The organism is Devosia ginsengisoli, assembly GCF_007859655.1.
GTDB lineage: Bacteria > Pseudomonadota > Alphaproteobacteria > Rhizobiales > Devosiaceae > Devosia > Devosia ginsengisoli.
Genome location: NZ_CP042304.1, coordinates 2,154,253 through 2,180,618 on the forward strand (window position 1 = coordinate 2,154,253; position 26,366 = coordinate 2,180,618).

Below are 26,366 nucleotides of genomic sequence, written 5' to 3' on the forward strand. Positions count from 1 at the left end.
TGCACCGCTCGCGGAGCCGTGACGGATTAAATTCCGATTGTGATCAGATTACGCGCAACCCTTCGCCGCCAGCACCCGTTGGGTCGCTGTTCATGTGGGGAGCACAACTCACCAAGGAGTTTCAAAATGAAAAAGACCTTTGCCACCACAGCCATTGCCGCCCTTCTGGCCGCGACCGCCCTGCCCGCTCTGGCGCAGGATGCGGGTGTCGGCGTCGATGCCGGCGCCGGTGTCTCGGTTGAAGCCCCCGCTGTCGATGCGGCTGTCGATGCCGCCGCCGAGGCCACGGCCGATACCTATGACTCGGTCACCGCCTCGATTGCCGGCTCGGCCAGCGCCGATCTTTCCGGCGTCACCGAAGAGACCCAGGTGACCATTGTGCTGCTGTCCTCGCTCGAAGGCGATGCGGCCGCCGGCGGTACGGCGCTCGATGAGGCCCTCTCGGCCAATGCCGAAGGCATGACCACTTTGCAGGCCAACATCGACGGCAATGCCACGATCAAGGCCAAGCTCGAAGCCGAAGGCCACATGCCCAGCGACGTCGTCGCCGTCAAGACCAATGCCGACGGCTCGGTCACGGTCTACGTAGACGACCGCGCCTGAGACAGGGCGGATACCCCCTCCTAACCTCCCCCTGAAAAGGGGGAGGAACAGATCGAGTATCGGGCACCATCCTGCCCCACCCACCGCACGGATTCCTCCCCCTATCAGGGGGAGGTTAGGTGGGGGTACTCCGATCTCCCGGTCCAATCACACCGTATGTTCCATCCGGTCCCGATCGGTCACCGTGGCCAGATCAAGCACTTTCTGGATGTTGGTGGCGTGGCGGAAGCTCGGCTCCAGCGTCTTGCCCGCCTTCACCGCATCAGCGAAGCGCATGTAGTTGGTCGGCACGGCATCCACGGCCACTTCCGTCCAGGTGCCCGTCTCGGCATCGTCGCCCAGGCAGGTGAACAGCTTGCTCCAGTCATGCCGGTGCTGGATTTCCACCGACCCCAGTTCGCCATAGACGCGCAGCCGCAATTCGTTGAAATGCCCCGTCGCCCAGCGCGTGGCATGGATCACGCCCAGCGCGCCATTCTCCAACTGCGCCGTCATGGCGAAGCTGTCATTGGCATCGAGATCATATTCGCCGATCTGGTTGTTCTCGGCCTTGTCGAACGTCTCCAGCCGGCAGAACACCTTCGAGAAATCGCTGCCCGCGCCATAGGCGGCAAAATCGAGGATATGCACCCCGATATCGCCCAGCACGCCGTTGGAGCCGTGCTTCTTGCTCAACCGCCACAGCCACTGGCTTTCCGTGCGCCAGTCGCCCCAGGCCTTGGAAACCAGCCAGGACTGCAGGTAGCTCGCTTCGAAATGCTTGACCTTGCCGACGGCACCCGACTGCACGATTTCGCGCGCCTTCTGCAACTGGCTCACATTGCGATAGGTCAGGTTGACCATGTTGACCAGGCCCAGCCGCTCGGCCGTCTCGGTCATTTCCATGGCCTTGGCATGGTCGGTCGCCAGCGGCTTTTCGCAGAACACATGCTTGCCCGCGGCCAGCGCCGCCATGGTGGTGGGATAGTGCACGCTATCAGGCGTCACATTGGCCACCGCGTCGAACTCGCCCCAGGCGAGCGCCGCATCCAGCGAGCCGAAGCCCCGCTCGATATTATGCGTCGTGCAGAACGCCTCGACCCGCGCCGGATCGACGTCCACACCGCCCGCCAGGGTCACGCCCTCGATCGCGGCAAAATGCTTGGCATGCTGATTGGCCATGCCGCCGGTTCCCAGAATGAGGATCCGCATATTCGTTATTCCTTAAGCGGCGCGCTGCGGCCGCGAAGTACAATGAGGCTCGATCTACCAGTAGACCTCATCCTGAGCCTGTCGAAGGACGAGGTCGTGGCCGACGCGGGAAGGCCCGACCTCGTGGTTCGACAAGCTCACCATGAGGTCTCAAGGGCTTCGCACCGCCTCATGCGTTACCGGAACCCCTCTTCCCGGCCGTGATGCAGTTTCGGCCCGCGCTCCACGATCTTCTCGATCGCTTCATCCACCGGCGTATTGGGCGCGTCGAGCAATTGCGGGAACTGGTTGGCATTGTAGGCCCAGTTGACCGCATTGCGCAGCACCAGCCCGACCGTGTCGTCGTGATAGGTCGGATACGTCTCGTGGCCCGGCCGGAAATAGAAGATATTGCCGGCGCCACGCCGATAGGTCAGGCCGCTTCGGAACACTTCCCCGCCCTGGAACCAGCTCACGAACACCGTTTCCAGCGGCTCGGGCACGCTGAAGGGCTCGCCATACATTTCTTCCATTTCGAGCTCGAAATAGGCCGGCAGGCCCTTGGCGATGGGATGGCCCGGATTGGTCACCCACAGCCGCTCGCGCTCGCCCGCCTCGCGCCAATGCAGCGCGCAGGGCGACCCCATCAGCCGCTTGAAAATCTTCGAAAAATGCCCCGAATGGAGCACGATCAGCCCCATGCCTTCCCACACGCGCTTGGCGATGCGCTCGACGATTTCGTCCTGCACGTCGCCATGGGCGGCATGGCCCCACCATACCAGCACGTCGGTTTCGGCCAGCGCCTCGACCGTGCAGCCATGCTCGGGCTCCTGCAGCGTCGTGGTCTTGGTCACGATATTGCCGTCGCTGCTCAGCAGCTTGGCGATCTGGTTGTGCATGCCGGTGGGGTAATTGTCGGCAACGATCTTGTTCTTCTGTTCGTGGACGTTCTCGCCCCAGATCAGGGTACGGATCGGCATGGATAGTCTCCTAAATTGGCGGCCCGGTGGGGAGGCACCGGCCATTCCGTTACTCTCCGTCTCGCACCCACAGACACGGGAACCCCAGTCGCGACAACGGAGGTTCCCGCTGGCGCGGGAATGACACGGTGGATGATGTCGGCGGCGGCTATAAGGCCACCGCCAGTCTTGACCGCCTAGCGGATCGGTTTGCCGGCTCCGTCGAAGCGGTGAATCTTGTCTTCCATCGGGGCGATATGCACCACATCGCCGCTCTTGTAGTCATTGGCGCCATCGAGGCGCACCACGACCGGCTCCTCGGTGCCCATTTCCAGATAGACGTAGGAATCGGCGCCCAGGTTTTCGGTATGGATGACAGTGCCGCTCCAGGTGCCGTTATCGGGCATGATGGTGATGTGCTCGCCGCGGATGCCCACCGTATCGGCATTGAAAGCCTTGGCCTTGTCGCCCGAAATGAAGTTCATCTTGGGCGAACCGATAAAGCCGGCCACGAACACCGAATTGGGGTTCTCGTAGAGCTCCATGGGCGAGCCCACCTGCTCCACCAGCCCGTCGCGCAGCACGCAGATGCGGTCGGCCAACGTCATGGCCTCCACCTGGTCATGCGTCACATAGATCATGGTGACCTGGTTCATTTCCTCGTGCAGCTTGGCAATCTCGATCCGGGTCGCCACGCGCAGGGCGGCGTCGAGGTTGGACAGCGGCTCGTCGAACAGGAAGACTTTCGGGTCGCGGGTAATGGCCCGGCCGATGGCCACGCGCTGGCGCTGCCCACCCGAAAGCTGCTTGGGCAGCCGGTCGAGATACTGCCGGATTTGCAGCATGTCGGCGGCCTTTTCCACGCGCCGCCTGATCTCTTCCTTGCTCTGGCCCTTTTCCAGCGTCAGCCCGAAAGCCATGTTCTCGTAGACCGTCATATGCGGATAGAGCGCATAGCTCTGGAACACCATGGCGATGCCGCGCTTGCTCGGCGCCAGGGCATTGACCACCTTGCCGTCGAACAGCATCTCGCCCGAGGTGATGTCCTCCAGCCCCGAGATCAGCCGCAGCAGGGTGGATTTGCCGCAACCCGACGGGCCGACAAACACCATGAACTCGCCCTTGCGGACCTCCAGGTCCACCCCCTTGATGACTTCCACCGCGCCAAAGGCCTTGCGGACGTTGCGAAGCTCTATGCTAGCCATTGTTTAGCTCCTTAACCCTTGACGCCGCCGGCGGTCAGGCCGCTGACGATTTTACGCTGGAAGATTAGCACCAGCACCACCAGCGGCACCGTCACGATGACGGACGCGGCCATGATGATGCCCCACGGAATTTCGAACTGGCTGCCGCCCGACAGCAGCGCGATGGCCACCGGCACGGTGCGGGTGTCGTTCGATGAGGTGAAGGTCAGCGCGAACAGGAACTCGTTCCAGGCCGCGATGAAGGCCAACAGGCCCGTGGTCACCAGCGCCGGCCACATCAGCGGCAGGAAGACGCGAGTGATGATGACCCAGGGACTGGCCCCGTCCACGATTGCCGCCTCCTCGATTTCCACCGGCAGCTCACGCATGAACGTGGTCAGCACCCACACAGTGAAGGGCAGCGTGAAGATGGTGTAGGAGAAGATCAGCGCCCAGGGCGTATTGTAGATGCCCAGCGCCCGGATCACTTCGAACAGCCCGGCCAGAACAGCCATCTGCGGGAACATCGACACGGCCAGGATGGTCATCAGCAGCAGCCCACGGCCGCGGAACCGCACGCGTGACAGCGCGAACGAGGCAGTCACCGCAATGAACAGCGCCCCGATGACCGTCACTGCCGACACGAAGACCGAGTTCAGCAGGTTGCGCGGGAAACTGCCCTGGTTCAGGACCGAGGCATAATTGCCCAGGTCGAACGAGGTCGGCCAATAGGTGATGCGGAACAGGTCCGTGCCCGATTTGAGGCTGGTCAGGATCGCGTAGTAGAACGGGAATACGCTCACCACGACGATGAACACGACCAGCGCATAGAACAGCACCGATTTGGTGAGCTTCCACAGATCGAAGGTGGCGGTCATCAGCGGTCTCCCCCGTCGAAGCGCACCTTGCCAAGCCAGATATAGAGCATGGTCAGCACGGCGATGAGCAGGAACAACAGCGTCGATTGCGCCGACCCATAGGCGAAGTTGTCGAAGTCGAACAGGTTCTCGCGGGCCAGCACGGACATGGTCTTGGTCGCCACGCTATTGGGCGTCAGCACATAGATCAGGTCGAAAATGCGCAGGGCGTCGAGCAGGCGGAAGATGATCGCCACCATGAGGGCGGGCCTGACGAGGGGGAGCGTGATGCGGAAGAATTGCTTGACGGGATGCACCCCGTCGATATCGGCGGCCTCGTAGATATCCTTGGGGATCATCTGCAGGCCGGCCAGGATCAAGAGCGCCATGAAGGGCGTGGTTTTCCAGATATCGACCACCAGCACGGCGGTCATCGCCGTCTCGGCCTGCGCCGTCCAGGCGACTTTCTGGCTCAGCAGGCCCAGCCGCATGCCCAGGTCGTTCAGAATGCCGAACTGGTCATTGAGCATCCAGGCCCACATCTTGGCCGACACGATGGTGGGAATGGCCCACGGAATGAGGATGGCGGCGCGCACGATGCCGCGCCCGCGGAATTCGGCATTGAGCACCAGGGCCACGATCATGCCGAAAATAGTTTCGAAGAATACCGAGGTGAAGGCGAAGCGCACGGTGTTCCACACCGCATTCCACCACGCCCCGTCGACCAGCAGGCCGCGCCAGCGCACCGTGCCACTCTCCAGCACCTGCCAGCGCAGGTAATTGCCGAAGCCGATCCATTCGGCGCCATAGAGGTTGTTCAGCGAAGCGTCGGTGAAGGAGAACCAGATCGAGCGGAGCAACGGCCATCCGGCCACCACCGCCAGCGCGATCAGCATGGGAACGAGGAACCAGCGTGCCGCCCGCAGGCGCTGCTGTGTCAGTTCTGACTTGATCCGGGAACCGGCCCCCGTGGCCGGTGGCGCCAACGCCTCTGTCGCCATTCTCGCTTCCTCCCCTGTTGTTGACCGATCATTGCGCAAAGCGGGCGGCGGGAAAAGCCCGCCGTCCGCTCTGTTGGGCGCTGGGAGGACTTACCAGGCGTCGCCCTTGAGTTCAGTCAGGTCGGCCTCGAGCAGTTCGAGGTTTTCCGCGGCAGTGCCGTTACCCGAAAGGGTATTGTGCACGGCGCTCCAGAACATCGACGAGACCTCGTTGTAATCGGTCTTGGTCGGAGCCGACGGACGCGGCACGGCATTCTGGAAGATTTCCTTCCAGGCCGGGATGATCGGCTGTGCGGCGGCGATATCGGCGTCGTCATAGAGCGCTTCGATCGTCGGCAGGTTCGACTGGTTGATGGCGCGTTCCTTCTGCACTTCGGCCGAGCTCAGGAAGAGCGCGAGTTCGATCGCGGCTTCCGGATCGGGCGAGTACTTGGAAACGGCGACATTCCAGCCACCGAGCGTCGCGGCCGAACGGGCGCCTTCGCCGTCACCGGCCGGCAGCGGAACCACGTCGAACAGGCCCTTGATCGGGCTGTCGTCGCCATTGCCGAGCGAATAGGCATAGGGCCAGTTGCGGTGGAACACGGCATTGCCGAGCTGCCAGACGCCACGGCTTTCCTCTTCCATATAGGCGAGGTTGCCTTCGGGCGAGATCGTGCCGATCCAGCCGGCAGCGCGGTCGATGGCGGCCGCGGCCTGCGGGTTGTTGATCGAAATGGTGCCGTCGGCTTCGACGATCTGGCCGCCGCCATTGGACATGACCCATTCCAGCGCATCGCAGGTCAGGCCTTCATAGGCATTGCCCTGGAACACGAAGCCCCACATTTCGGGGTTACCGTCGGCGCGCTCGCCATCCATGATTTCCTTGGCGGTCGCTTCCATTTCGGCCCAGGTGGTCGGCGGCGTCTTGCCGTACTTTTCCAGCAGGTCCTTGCGGTAGTAGAGCGCCGGGGCGTCGGTGAAGGCCGGCAGGGCGACGAGCTTGCCGTCCACGGTCTGCGACTCGATGATCGAGGGGAAATGGTCGCCCACGACGTCCTTGGCGGCCTCGGTGAGGTCGAGGAACTGGTCGGCGAGCTGCGGCGCCCAGATCACGTCGGTCTGGTACACGTCGATATCGGTATTGCCGGCGGCGAGCCACAGGCGGTACTGGCCGAACTGGTCGGTGGTCGAGGACGGCATCGGCACAACGGTCACGGTATGGCCGGTATCGGCTTCGAACTTGTCGAGCTGGCTGCGCAGGAAGGCCAGGCCATTGCCTGTGTCACCCGACACGATCGACAGCTCGGCCGCCTGCGCGGACCCCACTACCAGCGTCACGCTCGTCAACAGACCAACGAGCAGCGTGTTGATTTTCATTAGATATCCTCCCGAATGAACCAAATGTCGGGAAGGCATGCCTGCCCGGACCTGCGCAATCGCGCCGATCCCGGATCAAGCTTTTCCTCCCCACAAAAGCGCTGGTTTCGGCGGCTGTTCCGCCTCCATTTCCAAAGCGCTTTGAATGAAAAGGAACCAGAGCGGACTATTTCTGTCAAGCGCCTCGTCATCGCAATTTTAACGAATTTTCCGGCCTCGATCAATTATCCATTACACTACAATGACTTACCGGTACGCCAACGCGACATTCGTAAACAATACTGACATTTCTGCTGAGGTACGCACCTCAGAAAATCACTGCAGATTTCGGCTCTTGCATCAAAATTTGAAATCGCTTTGAATAACCCGCGGAGGAGGAAGCAGGAACCGCTGTTCAAGGCGGCCTGTGTGCCCTAAAGGCAAGCGGGACCGGGTATGCGCCCTTGCGGCGCAGGCCCATAAGCGTTGGTCATGTCGTGCCTTGGGGCCAGTTGCAGCCATGAGACTGAAGGATCTGGCCGAGCATCTCGGCCTGTCGCAAACCACTGTCAGCCGCGCGCTCAATGGCTATCCCGAGGTCAACGAGGCGACCCGTCGCCGCGTGGCCGAAACCGCGGCGCGCCTGGGCTATCGCCCCAATGCCAGCGCTTTGCGCCTCGCCACCGGCCGCTCCGGCGCGGTCGGCCTCGTGCTGCGCGGCGCCGAGGAACTGGGCCCCCATATGAGTGAATTCCTCGCCGGCATGAGCGGTCGCATGGGCACCGAGGAAATCGACATCATCGTCACCACGGTGGATTCCTATGCCGAGGAAGTGGCCGCCTATCGCCGCATCGCCGCCAGCCAGAAGGTCGATGCCATCGTGCTCCACTCCCCCACCCTGCGGGATGAGCGGGCCGAAATGCTGCTCGACCTCAAGATCCCCTTCGTGCTGCATGGCCGTACCAATATCGACAAATCGGTGGCCTGGCTCGATATCGACAATACCGGCGCCGTCGAGCGCGCCACCAGCCACCTGCTCGATCTCGGCCATCGCCGCATCGTGCTGCTCAACGGGCTCAAGGGCCGCACCTTTGCCGAGCATCGCGAGATCGGCTATCTCGCCGCCCTCTCGGCGCGCGGCGTGCCCTTCGATCCGGCGCTGATGGGCAATTCGGTCTTCACCGACGAAGTCGCCTTCCGCCTGGCTCAGGCGATGCTCGAACTGCGCCCCCGCCCCACCGCTTTCCTGGCCGGCTCGATGATGACGGCGCTCGGCGTCTTCCGCGCCATTCGCCAGGCCGGGCTGGAGCTGGGCCGCGACGTCTCGATGATCGCCCATGACGACGTCTTCCCCTACCTCAACGCCGACAACATGTATCCCTCCATGTCCACCACCCGCTCCTCGATCCGGCAGGCCGGCATGCGCATCGGCGAACTCATCCTGCAACTGCTCGCCGGCAAACCCCCGGCCGATATCCACGAGCTCTGGCCGGTCGAACTGGTGCTGCGCGAAAGCTCGGGCCCGCTTCCCGGTACCCGCTGAACCGGCAAATCGGCTATAGCTCCTGCCTCAGCCGGGAGGGTCCAGAAATGAGTCGCGATATCGGACATCTGCTCGCACGCGCTACCGCCAGCGCCGTGCGTTACAGGACGAACCTGGACAATGCCCCTGCCCGGTCGCTGCTCGACTATCATGCCATGCGCGAACGCTTTGCCGCGCCCCTGCCGGAAGCCGGCTCCGACCCTGCCACCATCCTCGACGAACTGGCCGCCCTGGCCGAACCCGGCCTGATGCCCACCACCGGCCCACGCTTCTTCGCCTGGGTCATGGGCGCCTCCCACCCCGCCGGCGTGGCGGCCGACCTGCTGGTCAGCGCCTGGGGCCAGAATGCCGGCTACCAGTCCACCTCGCCCGCCGCCGCGGCCATCGAGGAAGTCGCCGAAAGCTGGCTGCTCGACATGCTCGACCTGCCCCGCGACAGCGGCATCGGCTTCACCACGGGCGCCACCGTCGCCAATGGCACATGCCTCGCTGCCGCCCGCACCGGCACCCTGCGCGCGGTGGGCTGGGACCCTGATGAAGATGGCCTGTTCGGCGCGCCGCCGGTCCATGTGCTGATCGGCGCCGACGCCCATTCCTCGCTCTATTCGTCCCTGCAACTGATCGGCTTCGGCCGCAAGCGCGTCATCACCATCGAGACCGACGAATTGGGCCGCATGCGCCCCGCCGCCCTCGAAGCGGCGATATCCGGCCTCACCGGCCCCAAAATCGTCATCGCCCAGGCCGGACAGATCAATACCGGCGCCTTCGACTCCTTCGCCGACATCGTCGCCATCGGCAAGGCGCATGATGCCTGGGTCCATGTCGATGGCGCCTTCGGCCTCTGGGCCCGCGCCACGCCGTCTCACAAGGCGCTGACATCTGGCATCGAACTCTGCGACAGCTGGGTCACCGACGGCCATAAATGGCTGCAGGCCCCCTATGATTGCGGCTTTGCCATCGTTCGCGACAAGAACATCCTGCTCGGCGCCATGTCGCAATGGGCCAGCTATCTCCCCGCCATCGCCCAGGGCGACCGTGTTCCCTCCAACTATGTCCCCGAACTCTCCCGCCGCGCCCGCGGCATTCCGGTCTATGCCCTGCTGCGCACCTTCGGCCGCCAGGGCATGGCCGAGCTGATCGAGCGCCATTGCCGCCTCACCCGGCTTTTCGCCACCCGCCTGGCCGCCGAAGCCGGCATAGAGGTTGTCGCCGAGCCTGTTATCAACCAGCTCATCGTCAATTTCGGCACCGGCGACAGCGCGGCCCGCAAGGCGCAGACCGAGGCCGTCATCGCCCGTACCGTCGAGGACGGCACCTGCTACGTCGCCGGCGCCTCCTGGCGCGGCGATTGGGTCATGCGCCTTTCCGTCACCTCGGTGGAAACCACCGAGGCCGATATCGACCGCTCCGCCGACGCCATCATCGCCGCCTGGCGGCAGGTCCGCGCGGAAACCCGATCCTAGCCGATATCGCGCGGGTCCACATCCGCGCCATAATCCACCCCGCTCAGCCCAAAGCCGAACAGCCGCAGGAACTCGGCGCGGTACTTCTCCAAGTCCGCCAGATTATCAAGCGTTTCGGTGGAGAGCAGCGGCCAGCGCCTGGTCATCTCGTCCTGCACCGCCTTGGACAGCTCCCAGTCATCCACCCGCAGGCGATGCGCCTCGTCCAGCGCCACCGGCGCCTGCAGCTTGACGCGGAACAGCCGGTCGATCTGCTCGATACAGCCTTCGCCCAGCCCCATATCGTCCATCACCTGCAGCAGCATCGTGCCATAGAGCGGCACCACGGGAATGGCCGAGCTGGCCTGCGTCACCACGGCCTTGAGCGCCACCACATAGGCGCTCGCATCGCCGAACTGCGCGCGGATGGCGCTCGCCGCCCGGTCGAGGTCGGCCTTGGCACTGCCCAGCGTACCCTTGTGGTAGATCGGCCAGGTCAGCTCGCTGCCGAGATAGGTATAGTTCAGCGTGGTGAACCCGTCGGCCAGCACACCGGCTTCCGCCAGTGCCGCGATCCACAGTTCCCAATCCTCGCCGCCCATCACCTTGACCGTGGCTTCGGCTTCTTCCGCCGTCGCCGGCTGGATTTCGACCTCCGACACTTCGCCCGTGCCGGTATTGAGCGTCTTGGACTTCACGGGTGCATGCATCGGCTTGATCGCCGAGCGATAGACTTCGCCAGTCTTGGGGTCGGTCCGAACAGGCGAGGCCAGGCTATAGACCACCAGGTCCACCTGCCCGAGATGCTCGCGGATCTGCGCCACCGTCTCGGCCTTGATCGCGTCGGAAAACGCATCGCCCTCGACAGTCACCGCAATCCGGCCCGCCGCCTGCGCGCGCTTCTCGAAAGCCCGGTTATTGTACCAGCCGGCCGAAGCCGTCTTGCTTTCGCTCGGCTCCTTCTCGAACGACACGCCGACCGTATCGGCGCCCGAACCGAACGTCGTCACGATGCGCGAGGCCAGCCCGTAGCCCGTCGAACATCCCAGCACCAGCACCCGCTTGCGCGCTGATTCCACCGCCCCCTTCACCACCACATGGTCGATCTGCCGCTGCACATTGGCCGCACACCCGATGGGATGGGCCGTCGTGCAGATGAAGCCACGGATTTTGGGTTCGATGATCATTCGCATTCAGCTCCAGAGCGCCAATTGTCCTTGTCGCCTTTTAATGCGCGCCGCCGCGAAAGGCGAGGGATCAACGCAATCGAACGCTCGCTCCCGCCTCACGCTTCGGGAATTGCTCTGCCATAGGCCTCGATTGTAACGCTGTCGGGCTCCGGTCCGCCGCGCATCCCCGTATCGAGCGCGTCCACCGCCGCCACCTCTTCGGCCGACAGCGTAAAGTCGAACACGTCGAAATTCTCCGCGATCCGCTCCTTCTTGATCGATTTGGGGATCACCGACCGCCCCTCCTGCAGGTGCCAGCGCAGCATCACCTGCGCCGTCGATTTCCCATGCGCCCGCGCGATATCGAGCAAAATCGGGTCCTCCAGCGTGCTCCGGCCACTGCCCCGATAGAAGGTGATGCCCCCGATCGGCGACCACGCCTGGGTCAGGATGCCGTGCCGGGCATGCGCCTGCTGCAGCGCCTTCTGCTGGAAATAGGGGTGAACCTCGATCTGGTTCACCGCCGGCACGACGGTCACCTCGGGCAGGAACCGCTCCAGATGCTCGGGCATGAAATTGCTGATCCCGATGGCGCGCACCCGCCCATCGCCCAGCAGCGTCTCCAGCGCCCGATAGGCCCGCAGCGTACGCTCGAAAGCCGTCGGCAGCGGCTGATGCAGCAGCAACAGGTCGAGCTGCTCCACGCCCAGCTTGCGCACGCTCTTGTCGAAGCCATGCAGCGTTTCGTCATAGCCATAATCGCTGATCCAGATCTTCGTCTCGATGAAGATCTGGTCGCGCGCAACGCCCGAGCGCCGTATGGCTTCGCCCACTTCGCGCTCATTGCCATAAGAGGCAGCGGTATCGATATGGCGATAGCCCTGCGCCAGCGCTTGCTGCACGGCTTCGGTCGTCACCTCGGGCGGCGTCTGGAACACGCCGAGCCCCAGGGCGGGCATCTCCACACCATTGTTGAGGGTAAGGGTCGGAACGGCCACTTCAGTCTCCTGTGTGAAATCGCCCCCTATGATTAGATGGCAAGATCGACATGAGCTTATGCCTGGAAAGCAATAATCCATGCGGGACAATATCAGCGACCTGCAGGCCTTCATCGCCGTCGCCCGCGACCGCAGCTTCACCCGGGCAGCGGCCCGCCTGGGCGTCTCGCAATCCGCCCTCAGCCGAACCATCGGCAAGCTCGAGGAACGCCTCGGCCTGCGCCTGCTCGCCCGCAGCACCCGCAGCGTCGCGCCCACAGAGGCCGGCGAACGCCTGCTGCAATCGGTGACCCCGCGCCTCGATGAAGTGGCCGCCGAGCTGGAAGCGCTGACCGAACTGCGCGAAAAGCCGGCCGGCATCATCCGCCTCAACGCCGCCGAACATGCCTTCCAAACCGCGCTCTGGCCCCGGCTCGACGGCTTCCTGCGCGACTTCCCCGATATCCGCATCGATATCAGCCTCGAAAACGCCCTCACCGATATCGTCGCCGGGCGCTTCGATGCCGGCATCCGCCTGGGCGAACTGGTGGCCCGCGACATGATCGCCGTCCGCATCGGTCCCGACTGGCGCCTGGCCGTCGTCGCCACGCCAGCCTATTTCGCCACTCATGCCCCGCCGCAGACGCCGCATGACATTGCCGGACACACCTGTATCAATCTGCGTCTCGACAGCTATGGCGGCTATTATGCTTGGGAGTTCGACGAAAACGGACGGCGGCTCAATGTGCGCGTCGAGGGCCAACTGGCCTTCAACAGCACCCGCCCCATCCTCACCGCCGCCCTTGCCGGCCATGGCCTGGCCTGCGTGCCCGAGGACATGGCCCGCCCTCACCTGGACAGCGGCGAACTGGTCGAAGTGCTGGCCGAATATTGCCCGACCTTCACCGGCTACCACCTCTATTATCCCAGCCGCCGCCAGGCCTCCCCCGCCTTCACCGCCCTGCTCGACGCCCTGCGCTATCGCCCCTAGCTCACGCCCACGCCCCTCGCCATCGCCTTGATATGCGCCAGCCCCCGCCGGTAGCCCGCCACATCGAAATGCTCGAGCATCAGCGGCACCTCGCGCCCCAGCTTCGCGATTTCGGTGACATAGGCGGCATAGTCGAGATTGCCCTCGCCGGGCGGCACCTCATCGAGATGGAACGAGATCGTCCCCGGCCCGCCTTGCAGCACGATATCCTTGGCATGGCATGACACCACAAACGGCCCCAATAGCGCAAAGGCCTCGCGGATCATGCGCCCGCTGTTGAAATAGAGCCGCGGCGTGATCACCATGTTGACCGCGTCGATATGGGCGCCGAATTGCGGCCGGTCGATCGCCTTGAGCAGCTTGAGATAGTTTTCCGGCGTATCGGTCACCAGCCACGGCACCATTTCCAGCGAAAACTTGGACCGCTTCGGCTTCACCGCATCGATGACATAACGCGCCGTATCCACCGCGCGCTGGAATCCCGCCGCGCTCTGATTGTCCGGATGCGGCCCGTAGTCAAAATTGTCGCTGAGCTGCCACGCATCGCCCGCATGGCCCACCGTGCCGTGAAACGCCACGCAGGCCCGCGCACCCAGCTCATCGGCCAGCGCCAGTTGGTGCACGGCATAATCGAGATTGGCCTGCCGCACCGTCTCGTCATGCGCGATGAGGTTCTTCCACGCCCCGCCCTCGGCAATCACCACATCGGCCTCGGCCATCGCCTTGATAAGCCCGGCAATCTCGTCGCTGCTGTCGAGGCTGATATTGGGCATGTAGGCGGCATTATAGCCAAACGCCACATGCGCCCGCGCATAGGCCTCCGGGTCCCCGTCATAGTCGATGCCATAGCCGCCCAGCCGAAACGTCATGCGCCGATCTCCCCGCCGCCCAGCGTCTCGATCACCCGGCATTGCGCCACCTGCCCGCGCCGGCATTGCTCCAGCATGCCGGCCAGCTCGGCCTTCAACGCCATCAGGCTGGCAATGCGCTGCTCCACCTCCACCAGCCGCTCCGCGGCGATGATATCGGCCTCGCTGCACGACTGCTCCGGATGGTCCTGCAGCCGCAACAGCGCCCTGATGGCGTCGATCTCGAAGCCCAGTTCGCGCGCATGGCGGATAAAGGCCAGTCGCTGCACCGCCCGCTCGTCATAAAGCCGCCGATTGCCTGCGCTGCGCCCCGGCCGCCCGAGCAGCGCAATCTCTTCGTAATAGCGGATGGTGGGCACCTTCACCCCGCTGCGCCGCGCCGCTTCGCCAATGGCAAATTCCGTCATTTTCCCCTTGCTCCTCTAGTCGCTGGAGATTGTAGCATCCTGGCAGAAGCGAACGAAAGACCCCGACCATGAGTGCATCCTGCTGCAACCATCACGACCCCGCCGAACAGGCCGCCCAGCGCCTGCGCGACAAGGCCTATCGCCGCGTCCTCTGGGCCGTCCTCGCCATCAATGCGATCATGTTCGCCGTCGAGATCGGCGCCGGCATCACCTCGCGTTCCGCCGCCTTGCAGGCCGACTCGCTCGATTTCCTCGGCGATGCCGCCAATTACGGCATCAGCCTTTTCGTCGTCGGCATGGCGCTGCACCTGCGCGCCCGCGCCGCCCTCGCCAAGGCCCTCACCATGGCGGTGTTCGGCCTCTGGGTCATCGGCGTTGCCGGCTGGAACCTCTATGCCGGGGTCACGCCACATGCCTATTCCATGGGTGTCGTCGGCATCACCGCCGCTCTGGCCAATGCCGCCTCTTTCGGCCTGCTCTGGCGCTTCCGCGCCGGCGACAGCAACATGCGCTCGGCCTGGATCTGCACCCGCAATGACGTGCTCGGCAATATCGCCGTCATCCTCGCCGCCCTCGGTGTCTTCGGCACGGGCACCGGCTGGCCCGATATCGCCGTCGCCGCCATCATGGGCGTGCTGGCCCTGCAGGGCGCCGTTACCGTGTCGCGCCAGGCCCTCGCCGAACTGCGCCCCGCCACAGCCCTGCCGGCCCGATAACCGGCAGGTAGCAGCTCGTCAAAGCCGTTCGGCCTTGTCGCTCTGATAGAGGTTCACCTGGTTTTCCGTGGCGCGAACCTTCAGCCGCGGCGCCTTCGCCACCTTGCGCCAGGCATCCCATGCCGCCTTGTCGCGCCAGCATTCGAACAGGTTGCTGCGTTCCGGATCGAGCGCATCGGCGCTGATCGCCATGTCCACGCAGCCATCGGCCTGCCGCGCTCGGCCGACCATGTCGGCAAATGCCGCCACCGCCGCGTCCCGCTCGATGCCGTCCTTGTACCGTGAATAGCCTGCAATGATGATCATGGTCTTTCTCCTATGATGTGGCCACGTCGGGCAGCGGCGCCGCCTGGCCCGGTGATTTCGCATAGCCCAGCGCCTCGACAATCTTGCCGTCGCGAACCCGCATCAGGTTCACCCCGCGCACCGAACCGCCATCGCCGAAATTGAACCGCCAGCGGATCACCGCCCGATCCCCCGCCACCATCGTGTCCTCGACATCGAAATAGGCCACGGGGTCCTCGATGATCGCCACCCAGAAGGCCATGCATGCATCATGGCCTTCATAACGCGTGCCATTGGGCGCCGGCTGGATCGACTCCATGACGCAGTCCGGCCCGATCACCGCCTTGAGCATCGCCGCATCGTGTTCGAGAAACGCCTGATTATAGCGGCGCATGATGTCGCTCGTCTCATCGGTCTGCATGATCTTCTCCTTTAGGTAGACAGGTCTGTCTATGCACCATACAGATCTGTCTGCTATAGAGTCAAGCCATGAGAAAAACAGCGTCATCCGCCGAGCCCGTCAGCCCCGCCCGCCGCCGCCTGCTCGATACCGCCACAAGACTTTTCTATGCCGAGGGCATCCATGCCGTCGGCATAGACCGCATCATCGCCGAGGCGGGCGTGGCCAAGGCGACCTTCTACAATCACTTCCCCTCGAAGGAGGATCTGGTCCTCGCCTATATCGAGGAGCAGGACCAGATCGGGCGCGACGCCGTCGCCGCCTTCCCCAGGCAGCCCCCGCGCCAGATGATCGCGGCCATATTGGGCCGCATCAGCGCCGCCGCCGTCGGGGGCGGTTTCCGCGGCTGCCCCTTCCTCAATGCGGCCGCCGAATATACCGACCCCACCAACGTCGTCCGCCAGGCCATCGACGCCCGCCGGGTCTGGTATCACGACACGCTGCAGCAGCTTCTCGCCGCCGACGGCGACCCCACGCCTGCGGTCACCGCCTCGCTCCTCGTCGCTCTGTCCGACGGCCTGCTCGAAATCGCCTATCTGGACGATCCCAGGGAAGTGCCCGCTTTGGTCGATGCAGCCCTGACCCGCCTGCTCGTCCGCCGCTGATCCACGATGTCATTCCCGCGAAAGCGGGAACCTCCGTTCCCGCTTCGCTCCGATCAGGCAGCCGCCGCCGCTTCCTTGTCCAGGAAGGCCGGGATCATTACCCCGAGCACATCGACCTGGTATGGCGTGGTGATATGCGACGCGCCCGGCAGGATCGCCAATTGCGAGCGCGGCAGGCCGGCCGGCGTATCGCCGAACATATCCCCGCCCACCAGGCGGAAGAACCGCGCCAGGTGATCCAGCGCCGGCAGGTCCGAATCCCCGGCAATGATCAGCACCGGCTGGGTCAGGCCCTGCACCTCTGCATCGGTCAGGTCCTTGATGGTCTTGTCCATCTCGGCCTTTTTCCAGAACATCGCGTCGAAATCCGGCTTGGGGTTGAGTTCCAGATATTCGCTATGCCATGGCGTGCCATGCAGCATCGAAGGCTGCATCTCGCCCATGCCATCCATCAGCCCGGCGCGCACCCCGTCCAGCCGATAGGTAACCGACATCGGCACCAGCTTGCGGACCCGTTCGGGATGATGCACCGCGACTAGCAGCGCGATCGCCGCGCCGGTCGAATAACCCAGCAGGTCGATCTGTTCGATGCCGAACGCATCCATGGCCGCCACCACGTCGTCGGCAAGGCTCTCCAGCCGCAACGGCCGCTCGATATCGGCCGTGCGGCCATGCGCCTGCAGGTCAAAGCCGATGACTTCGCGCCCGGCGCTCAGCGCCGGCAGCAGCGGGCCGAACGAATTGTGGATCGAGGCAAACGCCCCATGCAGCAGCACCAGCGGCACGCCGCCGCTGCCGTGCCGCTCATAGTACATGCTGAGGCCATTCACCTCGACATAGCCGGTCTGCGGCGCGCTGGCCGCGGCGCTCGTGTCCTGATTGCCGGTTTCGGCCTGGACCATGGCCGGCGCTGCAAGCGTTGCAGCGGCTGCGGCGAGCAAAGTTCTTCTGCGCATCCTGTGTCTCCCTGGCGGCGACGCGCGTCGCGTTCGCTGGTCAATCATTGACCCTCGCAAACACGACGAGCGAACCCGTGCCGGTTCGACATGAACTTGGATTTTTCGGTGGCGGTCGGGGGGCTCACCACTCCGGTCATGCCGAAGGCTGCCGCCTACCCTACCCGCAACATATGATTGTCGAACAGGAAGTCGAACCGCCGCGCCTCCCGTTCGGCCCCGGCAATGCCGATCATCTCGCCATTGCCGCTGGTCGCCACGAAGCCGGCATCGTCGGCCGCCAGCCCGCAGCCATTGCGCAACGTATCGACCAGCACCGGCCGCTTGCCCTCGGTATCGATGGCCACCAGCAGGTCGCCTTGCGGCGAGGACACCGCCACCATGCCTCCATCGGCAGAAGCCGCCACCGAGCCCACATAATTGCGCAGGTCGGCCAGCGTGCCCGGCGGCAGCTCCACCAGTTCGATCGCGCCATCCATGGTCGCATAGCCCACGAGTTGCGGGCTGTTATCAGGCGCACCCTTATACTGGCAGCCGAACCACACCCGGCTTCGCCCATCGATCGCCATGTGGCGGATGGAAAGCTGGTGCAAACCCGCTTCCAGCCGCAATTGCCCCACCAGCCGCCCGTCGCGTCGGTCCACGAACACCACCGAAGGGTCCATGGTCTCGATATTGAGTTCGGCCCGCCCGAAATCGGGATGCGTCTCGATCCCGCCATTGGCCACCACGAATGTCACGCCGTCAGGCATCAGCAGCATTTCATGCGGGCCGGTGCCATAGGTAGGAAATTCCCCCACCCGTCTATAGCCATCCGCCGCGTCATAAATGCCGATCACGCCCTGCGCCGCCTCGAAATCGCTCTCGGTGGCGTAGAGCAGTTTCCCATCTGGCGAGAACACGCCATGCCCGTAGAAATGCCGCCCCGCCACGCTGGTCAGCGTCACCGGTGCCGCGCCTCCATTGGGGTCGAAGACCAGTGCAAACGTCCCCGGCTGCCGCGCGAACACCACGCCGCGCCCGGCCTCGCGGCTGATGGTGATATCATGCCCCCGGTCCGGCAGGTCGATACTGGCGATCAGGTCGCCCCGCTCCCCCAGCAACACCGCGCCATAGCCGCCGCTGGCCGTCTGCACCGCGCTGGCAAACACCAGTTCGTTCCGCTCCAGCGCCAGCACCTGTCGTGGCATGAGACTCGCCGCAAACCCCGCACCGGCCGCCTTCAGAAATGCGCGCCGCTGCCACATGGGTCAGTCCCCATCCAACGAGGAAAAGCCGACCGACAGGCCCAAAGCGGCGGACAATTGCTCCCCGACCATCGCCTGCAGCGAGCCGGTCACGATCACCAGATAGTTCAGCGCCTTGACTTGGTCCTCGTCCGCCAGCGCCTGCTCCACCGGCGACGTCACCAGCGCCAGGGCCCGCGCCGCATTGCGGAATTCGAAGTCGATGGAATTGCCCAGCCCGCTGTGATCCGCATCCACCGCGCCGGCAATGCCCGACTGGTCCAGCAGCCGCTGCATGCCATCCACATTGGCGCCGATCATCTCGAAGCTCAGCCCCGAACGCCAGAACAGCGCCTCCTTGGGCCGCGCCGCCCGTTCCGCCGTCGGCAGGAACGGATTGATGCGCACATCGCGCACCGCCTCCATGCCATGCGACACCAGCCCCACCAACGCCTCCAGCGCCTCGGTTTCGGTGCGATAGTCGGCATAATCGGCCCGCGGCGCCGTCAAATGGTCGGCAATACCCTCAGGCGCGAACCAGCCATTCGCCAGCTCGCCGGCAATTCCGGCAATATTGGCCGCCACCGCCCGCCCATAAGCGCAACGGAATTCCCCCTCCGGCCCCGGCAACACCTCGGCCCCTGTGCCATAAAGCACGAATTCCAGCGCCCCAAACCCCTGCACCGCCACGCTCTTGGCGCGCAAAGTGTCCAGCGCCGTGGCACTCGCATCTTCCTCGGCCAGGATGGCCTGCACCTGCCGCAGCCCGATCCCCCGCCGGTCCGGCCAGAACAACAGCCGATCGGCCCTGTTATCCGCCATCAGCGGCCCGATACGCAGGAATTCCACCCGCCCATAGGCCAGAGCCGCCTGCCGGAACTGCCCCTTGACCAGGGCCAGCGTCCCTTCCGACGGCGCCCGGCACAGCGCATTCATGGCAATGGATAGCCCGCTCGCCCGGCTGGTGAATTCCAGCACGCCCGGCCGGATCGCCTGGCTCACCGTCGCCTGCAGCACCTGGCCCGGCGTCGTGGTCTGCGCCATGGCCGGGCCGGCCAGCAGCAGTGTCAGGGCAACAAGCACAATCCGCATCACAGCGATTCCAGAAAGGCGACAAGATCGTCGCGCGTGGTTTGGGACATCGCCGCGAATGCATCGCGCGCGGCCTGCGCTTCCCCACCATGCCAAAGAATGGCCTCGACGAGATTGCGGGCCCGCCCATCATGCAGGAAAAATGTGTGCCCCGATACAGTCTCGGTCAGCCCGATCCCCCACAGCGGCGGCGTCCGCCATTCAAAGCCATCCGCCTGCTCTTCCGGCCGATGGTCGGCCAGCCCCTCGCCCATGTCATGCAGCAGGAAATCCGCATAGGGCCAGATCAGCTGGAAGCGATGCGCCGGATTATCCGCCGTCCGGCTGGTGACGAATTTCGGCACATGGCAGCTGGCGCAACCCGCCCCATAAAACGCCGCCTTGCCCCGCAACACGGCCGGATCATCCACGTCCCGTCGCTCCGGCACGCCCAGCGTCTGCGCATAGAATGTCACCAGGTCCAGCACCGGGTCCGGCGCTTCCGACACGCCCAGCCGCGCCTGCTCCCCGGTCGGCATCGCCAGGCACGCCGCCTGACCTTCGGTGCAATCCCCGAACGGCCGGTTCACCAGCGGCGTCGAAATCCCGATATCGCCGGCAAAGGCCGAAGCCGACTGGCTCCGCACGCTGGCCATCCCGGCCTTCCAGCCGAACCGCCCCAGCATCTCAGTCCCGGTTTCCGGCGCAATCACCCAATTCGCCCGCCCCGAAATCCCGTCACCGTCCCCATCGTCAGGATCGGCCAGCGCAAGAATATCCTCGGCCGGAATCTGCTCCACCAGCCCCAGCCCGATCATCGGATTGGCCACCCGCGGCGACAGCATCACATCCTCAGCCAGCGGCCCGTAGTTGAGATCGGCCACCGAATAATGCGGTTCCCGCAGGCTCACCACCGTGCCATCATCAAGCGTCACCGGCACCTCGACATAGTCGATCACCATCCGCCCCTCGGCCATCAGTCCCGGCACCGCGAAATCCTGCAATTGCCCGCCATAGACCGGATCGCCGGACCCATCGGGCACCGACAGCCGCAGGAACATCGACACATTCTCCGCCTGCCCCTCGAAGGGCGGATGCCCGCGCCCATCCTTGATATGGCAGCTCTGGCAGCCCCGCGCATTGAACAGCGGCCCCAGCCCGTCCGAGGCCTGCGTCGAAGACGGCGACGACACCCAGATCTTGCGGAACAGCGCATTGCCCAGCTTGAACTGCTCTTCCTGCTCGAAACTCAGATTGTCGAGGAAATGGCTGAACGATCCGCATTGGCGGCAAACGTCGTCGTCCCCGCCCCCGCCGGCTTGCTCTCGAAATTCTCCGCCCGCGAAAAATCCGTCGCCGGCGCCGTTACCATCAGCACCCGCGCCAGATCCTCCGCCGTCAGATCGCCCCGGTCAGACCCATCCTGCGCAAAAGCCAGCCCGCCAGCCAGCAGCGCGACAAGGATGAGGGTGAGACGCAGTTGCATAGATCAATCCACGACGTCATTCCCGCGAAAGCGGGAATCCATTCTTCCGGGAGGATACCCCCTCCCAACCTCCCCCTGATAGGGGGAGGAGCCGCCCAGCGCCAGCGGCACCATCGTGCCAAACATGCGATCTGTTCCTCCCCCTATCAGGGGGAGGCTAGGAGGGGTATCCCCTCGAAAAGTGTCCTTACTGGAACACCGCATCCGGATTGCTCAGCGAGTCACTATCCTCAATAGTCACATTATCCAGCTCCAGCAGCGCCACGGCCCGTTCGATGCCACGCGTTTGCGCGATCAGCCCGTCGATCGCTGCCTGCACCACGGCATTGCCTTCCGCATTGCCCTCGCCGATCTGCTGGTCATAGGCCTCGCCACCCTCGGCCCGATCAGCCATGACATGCATCTTGGCAATCGTATCGTCCAGCAACCCCTTGATCTCGGTGTCGAGATCAGCATCCTTGGCCGCGATCACGTCGGACAGCGACGGCCCCTCGATCACCGAACCATCCACCCGCACATATTTGCCGAGATAGACATTCTGCACGCCGACCGCGTCGTTGAGATGGGACACATGCGTATTGTCGGAGAAGCAATCATGCTCCTCTTCCGGATCGTGCAGCAGCAGACCCAGCTTCATGCGCTCGCCCGCCACTTCGCCGAAGGAGAGCGACCCCATGCCGGTCAGGATCGCCGAAATCCCCAGCTCCGGCAAAGCCGCCCGCGCCGCGCCGTCTGCCGTCCAGTTGCCCACCATCTCTTCGAGATCCGAGACCAGCAGCGAGGACGCCGCCTTGAGATAGGCCGCCCGCCGGTCGGCATGCTCGGCCGTCGAATAATCGGTAAATTCCCGCGCCCCGGCGCCCGGCCCGGTCCCGTTCAAATCCTGCCCCCAGAGCAGGAATTCCACGGCGTGGTAGCCCGTCGCCACATTGGATTCAACGCCCGCCGCTTCCTGCAAATTGTCCTGCAGCAGCGCAGGCGTAATCTCGGTCGCGTCCAGCTCCACCCCGTCGATGACGATCGTCGGATTGGCGATCACATTGGCCACGTAAAGCGCATTGCTGTCACTCTCGCTGCCATAGCTGGCATCGACATAGTCGATCAGCCCCTCATCCAGCGGCCAGGCATTCACCCGCCCTTCCCATTCGTCGACGATTGGGTTGCCGAAGCGGAAAGCCTCGGTCTGCTGATAGGGAATGCGCGCCGCCTTCCAGGCCTCCTTGGCCGCCTGCAATGTCTCCGCGCTCGGATTGGCAATCAGCGCATCCACCGCCGCATCGAGCAGCTTGGCGGTCGCCAGCGAGTCCTCATAGCCCGCCAGCGCAATATCGGCATAAGTAGCCAGCACAGCGGCCTCATCGGGCGCCTGCGCATAGGCGGCGACCGGCGCCACCGACAGGGTGAGAGCAATGGCGAAATGGCGCAAACCGCGCTTGCCGAACGAGATCATGGGCGACCCTCCAGGATGATTTTTTCAAAACCGGACTACGCCTCTCAAGTTAGAAAATCAAATGGAATTCAATAGTTTGGAAAGGGTCTAAAGTGGAGCCGTCCCCAAGAGTGGAGCCACCCTCTCCCGTTGAGGGAGAGGGTGGTTCTTCCGCGTCCAGCGGAAGAACCGGGTGAGGGGTGCCGCGCTATCCCATGCTTCAATGCTGATGGATAGATCGGTACCCCTCATCCGCCCTTCGGGCACCTTCTCCCTCAAGGGGAGAAGGGACTCCGTGCTTGTGGCACGACAGAGCCAAACCCACCGAACCCACCCTCCGAGAACGCCCACCCCAAAATTTTTGACCATCTGGACTAAACTGTCACAAACGGGCACTGTCCTATCTGCAACTGGGAGGATGCGGCTTGGGCGGAGGATCGCGCGCAAACGGTTGAACAGCGGGCATTCCCGGCCGTCATGCGCCGGGCCGACCCGCCGTCATCGCGCTGTCACACCACCACACTACTTGCCTCCACAGTTCGCCGGATCGCCCCCAGACGGGCGCTCACGAACGACTTTTCAGGGAGACTGAACATGTCCATCAAGAAGACCCTCGGCGCATCCGTTTCGATGCTTGCCGTGCTTGCCGTTTCTGCCCCCGTCTTCGCCCAGGCCGATCTCGACGCGCTTTATGAAGCCGCCAAGGCCGAAGGCCAGCTCACCACCATCGCCCTGCCCCACTCCTGGTGCAATTACGGCGGCGTGATCGAGAGCTTCAAGGCCAAGTATCCGGGCATCACCGTCAATGAACTGAACCCCGATGCCGGCTCCGCCGACGAGCTCGAAGCCGTCCGCGCCAATATCGGCAACACCGGCCCGCAGGCCCCCGACGTGCTCGATATCGGCCTCGCCTTCGGCCCGCAGGCCAAGGATGAAGGCCTGCTGCAGGCCTACAAGGTCTCCACTTGGGACGAAATCCCCGACGACGCCAAGGATGCCGACGGCTTCTGGTATGGCGACTATTACGGCGTGCTCGCTTTCGGCATCAACAAGGACATCATCACCGGCGACAACCCGGCATCCTGGGCCGACCTGAACAAGGACGAATTCGCCAATTCGGTCGCCCTGGCCGGTGACCCGCGCACCGCCAACAATGCCATCATGTCGGTCTTCGCTGCCGGTCTCTCCACTGGCGCCGCGCAGGATGCCGCCGCCCAGGCGGGCCTCGAATATTTCAAGGCCCTCAACGACAAGGGCAATTTCGTCCCCGTCGACGCCGAAGCCGCCGCCATCGCCCAGGGCACCACGCCCATCGCCATCAACTGGGACTACAACCTGCTGGCCGCCCGCGACAACCTCAACGGCAACCCGCCGATCGACGTCGTCGTGCCGTCCGATGGCGTCGTGGCCGGCGTCTATGTCCAGGCCATCTCGGCCCATGCGCCGCACCCGAACGCCGCCAAGCTCTGGATGGAATATCTCTATTCCGACGAAGGCCAGCTCGGCTGGCTCGCCGGCTATTGCCACCCCATCCGCTTCAGCGCCATGGCCGATGCCGGCGTCCTGCCGGAAGACCTGATGGCCAAGCTCCCCGCCGCCGAGAACTACGCCAAGGCAGTGTTCCCGTCGATCGAAGAGCAGAACGCCAACAAGACCACCATCACCTCAGGCTGGGACACCACTGTTGGGGCGAGCGTGCAGTAAAGGCACGATCTGAACCCGACCACCGCGTTCACCCTCCCCCTTGAGGGGAGGGTAGCGACGCTAGGCCCGACGGGCCGTAGCAAAGCTAGGGAGGGGGTGTCGAACCTCCAGCATACGCTGATGGCGCAGCACCCCCACCCTGCTCGATCACGAACTTAGCTAACGCTAAGTCCTATCTCGCTTCCCTCCCCACAAGGGGGAGGGTGAGCTCCACTCGGTGGCGCCATTGCGCCACGGAGACGGCTAAGGAGGGGGTATCCGACAAAAAATGACCACAGCATCACCCCGCCGCATCCCCTGGGACGCCCTTGCCGTCGCCCCCTTCATCATCTTCGCGGTGATGTTCCTCTTCCTGCCCACGCTCGGTATCGTCAGCGCCGCCTTCACCGACCGCGCGGGCAATTTCACCTTCGACAATATCTTCGGCCTCTTCACCGACCAGATCATCGCTGCCTACTGGATTTCCATCCGCATATCCGGCGCCTCGGCCTTTTTCGGCGCGCTGATCGGCCTCGCCATCGTCCTCGCCATCATCCGCGGCCGCCTGCCCGCGCCCCTGCGCTCTGCCGTCATGACCTTTTCCGGCGTCGCCTCCAATTTCGCCGGCGTGCCCCTGGCCTTCGCCTTCATTGCCACGCTCGGGCGGCTCGGCCTCGTCACCATCGTGCTGAAATTCCTCGGCCTCGACATCTACCGCTCCGGCTTCAACCTACTGAGCTTCTGGGGCCTCACCCTCACCTATCTCTATTTCCAGATCCCGCTGATGATGCTGACCATCGCCCCGGCAGTGGATGGCCTCAAGAAAGAGTGGAACGAAGCCGCCCAGATGCTCGGCGCCAGCCAGTTTCAGTTCTGGCGCTATGTCGGCCTGCCCATTCTCTGGCCCAGCTTCCTCGGCACACTCAGCCTGCTCTTCGCCAACGCCTTCGGCGCCATCGCCACCGCCTGGGCCCTGACCGGCTCCAACCTCAATATCGTGACCGTCCTGCTCTACAACCAGATCCGCGGCGATGCCCTGCAAAATCCCGGCCTCGGCGCCGCCCTGGCGCTGGGCATGATCGTCATCACCTCACTGGCCAATGTCATCTATCTGGTCGTTGCCAACAGGGCCGAGAGGTGGATGAAATGAAGACCAACCGCTTCTGGCCCTGGCTCACCTTCGCCCTCGGCGCCGCCTATTTCATCATCCCGCTGCTCGCCACCTTCGAATTCTCCCTGCGCATGCGCCGCGGGGAATACAGCTTCGACGCCTATGCCTCGGTCTTTGCCGATCCCTACTTCGCCTCCAGCTTCAGCTACTCGGTCATTATCGGCCTCGTCACCATCGTAGTCGGCGTCCTCGTCGTGGTCCCGGCGGTCTATTTCGTCCGCCTGCGCATGCCCTGGCTGCGCCCCTTCATGGAATTCATCACCCTGCTGCCGCTGGTCATCCCGGCTCTGGTGCTGGTCTATGGCTATATCCGTCTCTACAATTCCAGCTCCATCATCCCCTTCACCGGCAGCGCGCTGGGCACCGACATCCTGCTGACCGGCGCCTATGTCACCTTGGCGCTCCCCTACATGTATCGCGCCGTCGATAACGGCATGCGCACCATCGATATCGGCACGCTGACCGAGGCGGCGCAGATCATGGGCGCCAATCAGGCCCAGATCATCGGCCGCATCATCCTGCCCAACATTCTCGTCGCCATCCTCTCCGGCGCCTTCCTCACCTTCGCCATCGTCATCGGCGAATTCACCATTGCGAGCCTCCTCAACCGACCGGCCTTCGGCCCCTATCTCGTCGGCATCGGCACCAACCGCGCCTATGAGCCGGCCGCGCTCGCCATCATCTCCTTCATCATCACCTGGGGCGCCATGGGCATGATCAATGTGCTCGGCCGCTTCGCCCCTCGCACCTCGGCCCGGACCGATTGAC

26 protein-coding genes and 1 pseudogene are annotated in these 26,366 nt (G+C 64.2%); 10 read left to right on the forward strand and 17 right to left on the reverse strand.

The genetic code is table 11. The features are described 5' to 3' along the window. Nucleotides 1–126 precede the first annotated feature (126 nt). Nucleotides 127–603, forward strand: coding sequence for a hypothetical protein (locus FPZ08_RS10545; protein WP_146289980.1), 477 nt, complete (start codon nucleotides 127–129; stop codon nucleotides 601–603). 147 nt (nucleotides 604–750) lie between these two features. Here the strand turns inward: FPZ08_RS10545 and FPZ08_RS10550 are convergent, their stop codons facing one another. The 6 genes from FPZ08_RS10550 to FPZ08_RS10575 all read right to left on the reverse strand — a co-directional run bounded on the left by FPZ08_RS10550 (nucleotide 751) and on the right by FPZ08_RS10575 (nucleotide 7,133). Next, a complete protein-coding gene (locus FPZ08_RS10550) occupies nucleotides 751–1,794 on the reverse strand; it encodes a Gfo/Idh/MocA family protein (protein WP_146289981.1) in 1,044 nt (347 codons plus the stop codon). 176 nt (nucleotides 1,795–1,970) lie between these two features. Then, complete coding sequence (locus FPZ08_RS10555; RefSeq protein WP_146289982.1) at nucleotides 1,971–2,753, reverse strand: ThuA domain-containing protein; 783 nt, start codon at nucleotides 2,751–2,753, stop codon at nucleotides 1,971–1,973. A gap of 176 nt (nucleotides 2,754–2,929) precedes the next feature. Continuing rightward, a complete protein-coding gene (locus FPZ08_RS10560; protein WP_146289983.1) occupies nucleotides 2,930–3,937 on the reverse strand; it encodes an ABC transporter ATP-binding protein in 1,008 nt (335 codons plus the stop codon). A gap of 11 nt (nucleotides 3,938–3,948) precedes the next feature. After that, nucleotides 3,949–4,794 (reverse strand): carbohydrate ABC transporter permease, encoded by an 846-nt coding sequence (locus tag FPZ08_RS10565; RefSeq protein ID WP_146289984.1) that lies wholly within the window; start codon nucleotides 4,792–4,794, stop codon nucleotides 3,949–3,951. After that, on the reverse strand, nucleotides 4,794–5,774 hold the full coding sequence (locus FPZ08_RS10570; protein WP_146289985.1) for a carbohydrate ABC transporter permease: 981 nt from the start codon (nucleotides 5,772–5,774) through the stop codon (nucleotides 4,794–4,796). The genes FPZ08_RS10565 and FPZ08_RS10570 overlap by 1 nt, the downstream gene beginning before the upstream one ends. A 90-nt stretch (nucleotides 5,775–5,864) precedes the next feature. Next, the gene (locus FPZ08_RS10575; RefSeq protein WP_146289986.1) at nucleotides 5,865–7,133 is read right to left on the reverse strand and encodes an ABC transporter substrate-binding protein; all 1,269 of its coding nucleotides are present in this window, start codon (nucleotides 7,131–7,133) and stop codon (nucleotides 5,865–5,867) included. Nucleotides 7,134–7,148: 15 nt separating this feature from the next. Between FPZ08_RS10575 and FPZ08_RS10580 the strand changes: the two genes are divergently transcribed. The 3 genes from FPZ08_RS10580 to FPZ08_RS10590 all read left to right on the forward strand — a co-directional run bounded on the left by FPZ08_RS10580 (nucleotide 7,149) and on the right by FPZ08_RS10590 (nucleotide 10,118). Further along, a complete protein-coding gene (locus tag FPZ08_RS10580; protein ID WP_146289987.1) occupies nucleotides 7,149–7,418 on the forward strand; it encodes a hypothetical protein in 270 nt (89 codons plus the stop codon). 214 nt (nucleotides 7,419–7,632) lie between these two features. Next, entirely contained in the window at nucleotides 7,633–8,655 is a 1,023-nt protein-coding gene (locus tag FPZ08_RS10585) for a substrate-binding domain-containing protein (protein ID WP_146289988.1), read from the forward strand. Between the two features lie 47 nt (nucleotides 8,656–8,702). Further along, nucleotides 8,703–10,118 (forward strand): pyridoxal phosphate-dependent decarboxylase family protein, encoded by a 1,416-nt coding sequence (locus tag FPZ08_RS10590; protein WP_146289989.1) that lies wholly within the window; start codon nucleotides 8,703–8,705, stop codon nucleotides 10,116–10,118. Here the strand turns inward: FPZ08_RS10590 and fabV are convergent. Next, a complete protein-coding gene (gene fabV / locus FPZ08_RS10595; protein ID WP_146289990.1) occupies nucleotides 10,115–11,284 on the reverse strand; it encodes an enoyl-ACP reductase FabV in 1,170 nt (389 codons plus the stop codon). The genes FPZ08_RS10590 and fabV overlap by 4 nt on opposite strands. Before the next feature lie 98 nt (nucleotides 11,285–11,382). Then, complete coding sequence (locus FPZ08_RS10600; protein WP_246132854.1) at nucleotides 11,383–12,264, reverse strand: aldo/keto reductase; 882 nt, start codon at nucleotides 12,262–12,264, stop codon at nucleotides 11,383–11,385. A gap of 79 nt (nucleotides 12,265–12,343) precedes the next feature. Here FPZ08_RS10600 and FPZ08_RS10605 point away from each other — a divergent pair, with 79 nt between their 5' ends. Further along, entirely contained in the window at nucleotides 12,344–13,234 is an 891-nt protein-coding gene (locus FPZ08_RS10605; RefSeq protein WP_146289991.1) for a LysR family transcriptional regulator, read from the forward strand. Here FPZ08_RS10605 and FPZ08_RS10610 read toward each other — a convergent pair. Both FPZ08_RS10610 and FPZ08_RS10615 read right to left on the reverse strand, forming a co-directional pair. Beyond that, nucleotides 13,231–14,103, reverse strand: coding sequence for a sugar phosphate isomerase/epimerase family protein (locus FPZ08_RS10610; RefSeq protein ID WP_146289992.1), 873 nt, complete (start codon nucleotides 14,101–14,103; stop codon nucleotides 13,231–13,233). The two genes, FPZ08_RS10605 and FPZ08_RS10610, sit on opposite strands and share 4 nt — an antisense overlap. Then, complete coding sequence (locus FPZ08_RS10615) at nucleotides 14,100–14,510, reverse strand: MerR family transcriptional regulator (protein WP_146289993.1); 411 nt, start codon at nucleotides 14,508–14,510, stop codon at nucleotides 14,100–14,102. The genes FPZ08_RS10610 and FPZ08_RS10615 overlap by 4 nt, the downstream gene beginning before the upstream one ends. Before the next feature lie 68 nt (nucleotides 14,511–14,578). On the opposite strand from FPZ08_RS10615, the gene FPZ08_RS10620 reads away from it, so the two are divergent. Further along, nucleotides 14,579–15,226 (forward strand): cation efflux transmembrane domain-containing protein, encoded by a 648-nt coding sequence (locus FPZ08_RS10620; protein ID WP_146289994.1) that lies wholly within the window; start codon nucleotides 14,579–14,581, stop codon nucleotides 15,224–15,226. A gap of 18 nt (nucleotides 15,227–15,244) precedes the next feature. Here the strand turns inward: FPZ08_RS10620 and FPZ08_RS10625 are convergent, their stop codons facing one another. Together FPZ08_RS10625 and FPZ08_RS10630 are read right to left on the reverse strand one after the other, a co-directional pair. Next, the gene (locus FPZ08_RS10625; protein WP_146289995.1) at nucleotides 15,245–15,532 is read right to left on the reverse strand and encodes a putative quinol monooxygenase; all 288 of its coding nucleotides are present in this window, start codon (nucleotides 15,530–15,532) and stop codon (nucleotides 15,245–15,247) included. Between the two features lie 10 nt (nucleotides 15,533–15,542). Beyond that, nucleotides 15,543–15,932, reverse strand: coding sequence for a nuclear transport factor 2 family protein (locus tag FPZ08_RS10630; RefSeq protein ID WP_146289996.1), 390 nt, complete (start codon nucleotides 15,930–15,932; stop codon nucleotides 15,543–15,545). A gap of 68 nt (nucleotides 15,933–16,000) precedes the next feature. Between FPZ08_RS10630 and FPZ08_RS10635 the strand changes: the two genes are divergently transcribed. Beyond that, nucleotides 16,001–16,576: a TetR/AcrR family transcriptional regulator gene (locus tag FPZ08_RS10635; RefSeq protein ID WP_146289997.1), complete on the forward strand. Its 576-nt coding sequence runs from the start codon at nucleotides 16,001–16,003 to the stop codon at nucleotides 16,574–16,576. A 53-nt stretch (nucleotides 16,577–16,629) separates the two neighbouring features. On the opposite strand, the gene FPZ08_RS10640 is transcribed toward FPZ08_RS10635, so the two are convergent. The 5 genes and pseudogenes from FPZ08_RS10640 to FPZ08_RS10660 form a co-directional block, all read right to left on the reverse strand. Continuing rightward, nucleotides 16,630–17,532, reverse strand: a complete 903-nt coding sequence (locus FPZ08_RS10640; protein ID WP_186767298.1) for an alpha/beta fold hydrolase — start codon at nucleotides 17,530–17,532, stop codon at nucleotides 16,630–16,632. Nucleotides 17,533–17,687: 155 nt separating this feature from the next. After that, nucleotides 17,688–18,722, reverse strand: coding sequence for a DUF1513 domain-containing protein (locus tag FPZ08_RS10645; RefSeq protein ID WP_246132855.1), 1,035 nt, complete (start codon nucleotides 18,720–18,722; stop codon nucleotides 17,688–17,690). Between the two features lie 60 nt (nucleotides 18,723–18,782). Next, nucleotides 18,783–19,850, reverse strand: coding sequence for an imelysin family protein (locus FPZ08_RS10650; protein WP_146290000.1), 1,068 nt, complete (start codon nucleotides 19,848–19,850; stop codon nucleotides 18,783–18,785). Next, a pseudogene (locus FPZ08_RS10655) lies at nucleotides 19,850–21,315 on the reverse strand (di-heme oxidoreductase family protein). Before FPZ08_RS10655 ends, FPZ08_RS10650 begins: the two are co-directional and overlap by 1 nt. 187 nt (nucleotides 21,316–21,502) lie before the next feature. Further along, a complete protein-coding gene (locus FPZ08_RS10660; protein ID WP_146290001.1) occupies nucleotides 21,503–22,765 on the reverse strand; it encodes an imelysin family protein in 1,263 nt (420 codons plus the stop codon). Between the two features lie 579 nt (nucleotides 22,766–23,344). Between FPZ08_RS10660 and FPZ08_RS10665 the strand changes: the two genes are divergently transcribed. The 3 genes from FPZ08_RS10665 to FPZ08_RS10675 all read left to right on the forward strand — a co-directional run bounded on the left by FPZ08_RS10665 (nucleotide 23,345) and on the right by FPZ08_RS10675 (nucleotide 26,365). Further along, on the forward strand, nucleotides 23,345–24,448 hold the full coding sequence (locus FPZ08_RS10665; protein WP_425457600.1) for an ABC transporter substrate-binding protein: 1,104 nt from the start codon (nucleotides 23,345–23,347) through the stop codon (nucleotides 24,446–24,448). Between the two features lie 268 nt (nucleotides 24,449–24,716). Next, entirely contained in the window at nucleotides 24,717–25,577 is an 861-nt protein-coding gene (locus FPZ08_RS10670) for an ABC transporter permease (RefSeq protein WP_146290003.1), read from the forward strand. After that, nucleotides 25,574–26,365: an ABC transporter permease gene (locus tag FPZ08_RS10675; protein ID WP_146290004.1), complete on the forward strand. Its 792-nt coding sequence runs from the start codon at nucleotides 25,574–25,576 to the stop codon at nucleotides 26,363–26,365. The genes FPZ08_RS10670 and FPZ08_RS10675 overlap by 4 nt, the downstream gene beginning before the upstream one ends. Nucleotide 26,366 lies beyond the last annotated feature (1 nt).

Bases quoted from the DNA above. Each gene is read 5' to 3' on its own strand.
- FPZ08_RS10545 (WP_146289980.1), top strand. From the start codon at position 127: ATGAAAAAGACCTTTGCCACCACAGCCATTGCCGCCCTTCTGGCCGCG.
- FPZ08_RS10550 (WP_146289981.1), bottom strand. From the start codon at position 1,794: ATGCGGATCCTCATTCTGGGAACCGGCGGCATGGCCAATCAGCATGCC.
- FPZ08_RS10555 (WP_146289982.1), bottom strand. From the start codon at position 2,753: ATGCCGATCCGTACCCTGATCTGGGGCGAGAACGTCCACGAACAGAAG.
- FPZ08_RS10560 (WP_146289983.1), bottom strand. From the start codon at position 3,937: ATGGCTAGCATAGAGCTTCGCAACGTCCGCAAGGCCTTTGGCGCGGTG.
- FPZ08_RS10565 (WP_146289984.1), bottom strand. From the start codon at position 4,794: ATGACCGCCACCTTCGATCTGTGGAAGCTCACCAAATCGGTGCTGTTC.
- FPZ08_RS10570 (WP_146289985.1), bottom strand. From the start codon at position 5,774: ATGGCGACAGAGGCGTTGGCGCCACCGGCCACGGGGGCCGGTTCCCGG.
- FPZ08_RS10575 (WP_146289986.1), bottom strand. From the start codon at position 7,133: ATGAAAATCAACACGCTGCTCGTTGGTCTGTTGACGAGCGTGACGCTG.
- FPZ08_RS10580 (WP_146289987.1), top strand. From the start codon at position 7,149: ATGAACCAAATGTCGGGAAGGCATGCCTGCCCGGACCTGCGCAATCGC.
- FPZ08_RS10585 (WP_146289988.1), top strand. From the start codon at position 7,633: ATGAGACTGAAGGATCTGGCCGAGCATCTCGGCCTGTCGCAAACCACT.
- FPZ08_RS10590 (WP_146289989.1), top strand. From the start codon at position 8,703: ATGAGTCGCGATATCGGACATCTGCTCGCACGCGCTACCGCCAGCGCC.
- fabV (WP_146289990.1), bottom strand. From the start codon at position 11,284: ATGATCATCGAACCCAAAATCCGTGGCTTCATCTGCACGACGGCCCAT.
- FPZ08_RS10605 (WP_146289991.1), top strand. From the start codon at position 12,344: ATGCGGGACAATATCAGCGACCTGCAGGCCTTCATCGCCGTCGCCCGC.
- FPZ08_RS10610 (WP_146289992.1), bottom strand. From the start codon at position 14,103: ATGACGTTTCGGCTGGGCGGCTATGGCATCGACTATGACGGGGACCCG.
- FPZ08_RS10615 (WP_146289993.1), bottom strand. From the start codon at position 14,510: ATGACGGAATTTGCCATTGGCGAAGCGGCGCGGCGCAGCGGGGTGAAG.
- FPZ08_RS10620 (WP_146289994.1), top strand. From the start codon at position 14,579: ATGAGTGCATCCTGCTGCAACCATCACGACCCCGCCGAACAGGCCGCC.
- FPZ08_RS10625 (WP_146289995.1), bottom strand. From the start codon at position 15,532: ATGATCATCATTGCAGGCTATTCACGGTACAAGGACGGCATCGAGCGG.
- FPZ08_RS10630 (WP_146289996.1), bottom strand. From the start codon at position 15,932: ATGCAGACCGATGAGACGAGCGACATCATGCGCCGCTATAATCAGGCG.
- FPZ08_RS10635 (WP_146289997.1), top strand. From the start codon at position 16,001: ATGAGAAAAACAGCGTCATCCGCCGAGCCCGTCAGCCCCGCCCGCCGC.
- FPZ08_RS10640 (WP_186767298.1), bottom strand. From the start codon at position 17,532: ATGCGCAGAAGAACTTTGCTCGCCGCAGCCGCTGCAACGCTTGCAGCG.
- FPZ08_RS10645 (WP_246132855.1), bottom strand. From the start codon at position 18,722: ATGCCACGACAGGTGCTGGCGCTGGAGCGGAACGAACTGGTGTTTGCC.
- FPZ08_RS10650 (WP_146290000.1), bottom strand. From the start codon at position 19,850: ATGCGGATTGTGCTTGTTGCCCTGACACTGCTGCTGGCCGGCCCGGCC.
- FPZ08_RS10660 (WP_146290001.1), bottom strand. From the start codon at position 22,765: ATGATCTCGTTCGGCAAGCGCGGTTTGCGCCATTTCGCCATTGCTCTC.
- FPZ08_RS10670 (WP_146290003.1), top strand. From the start codon at position 24,717: ATGACCACAGCATCACCCCGCCGCATCCCCTGGGACGCCCTTGCCGTC.
- FPZ08_RS10675 (WP_146290004.1), top strand. From the start codon at position 25,574: ATGAAGACCAACCGCTTCTGGCCCTGGCTCACCTTCGCCCTCGGCGCC.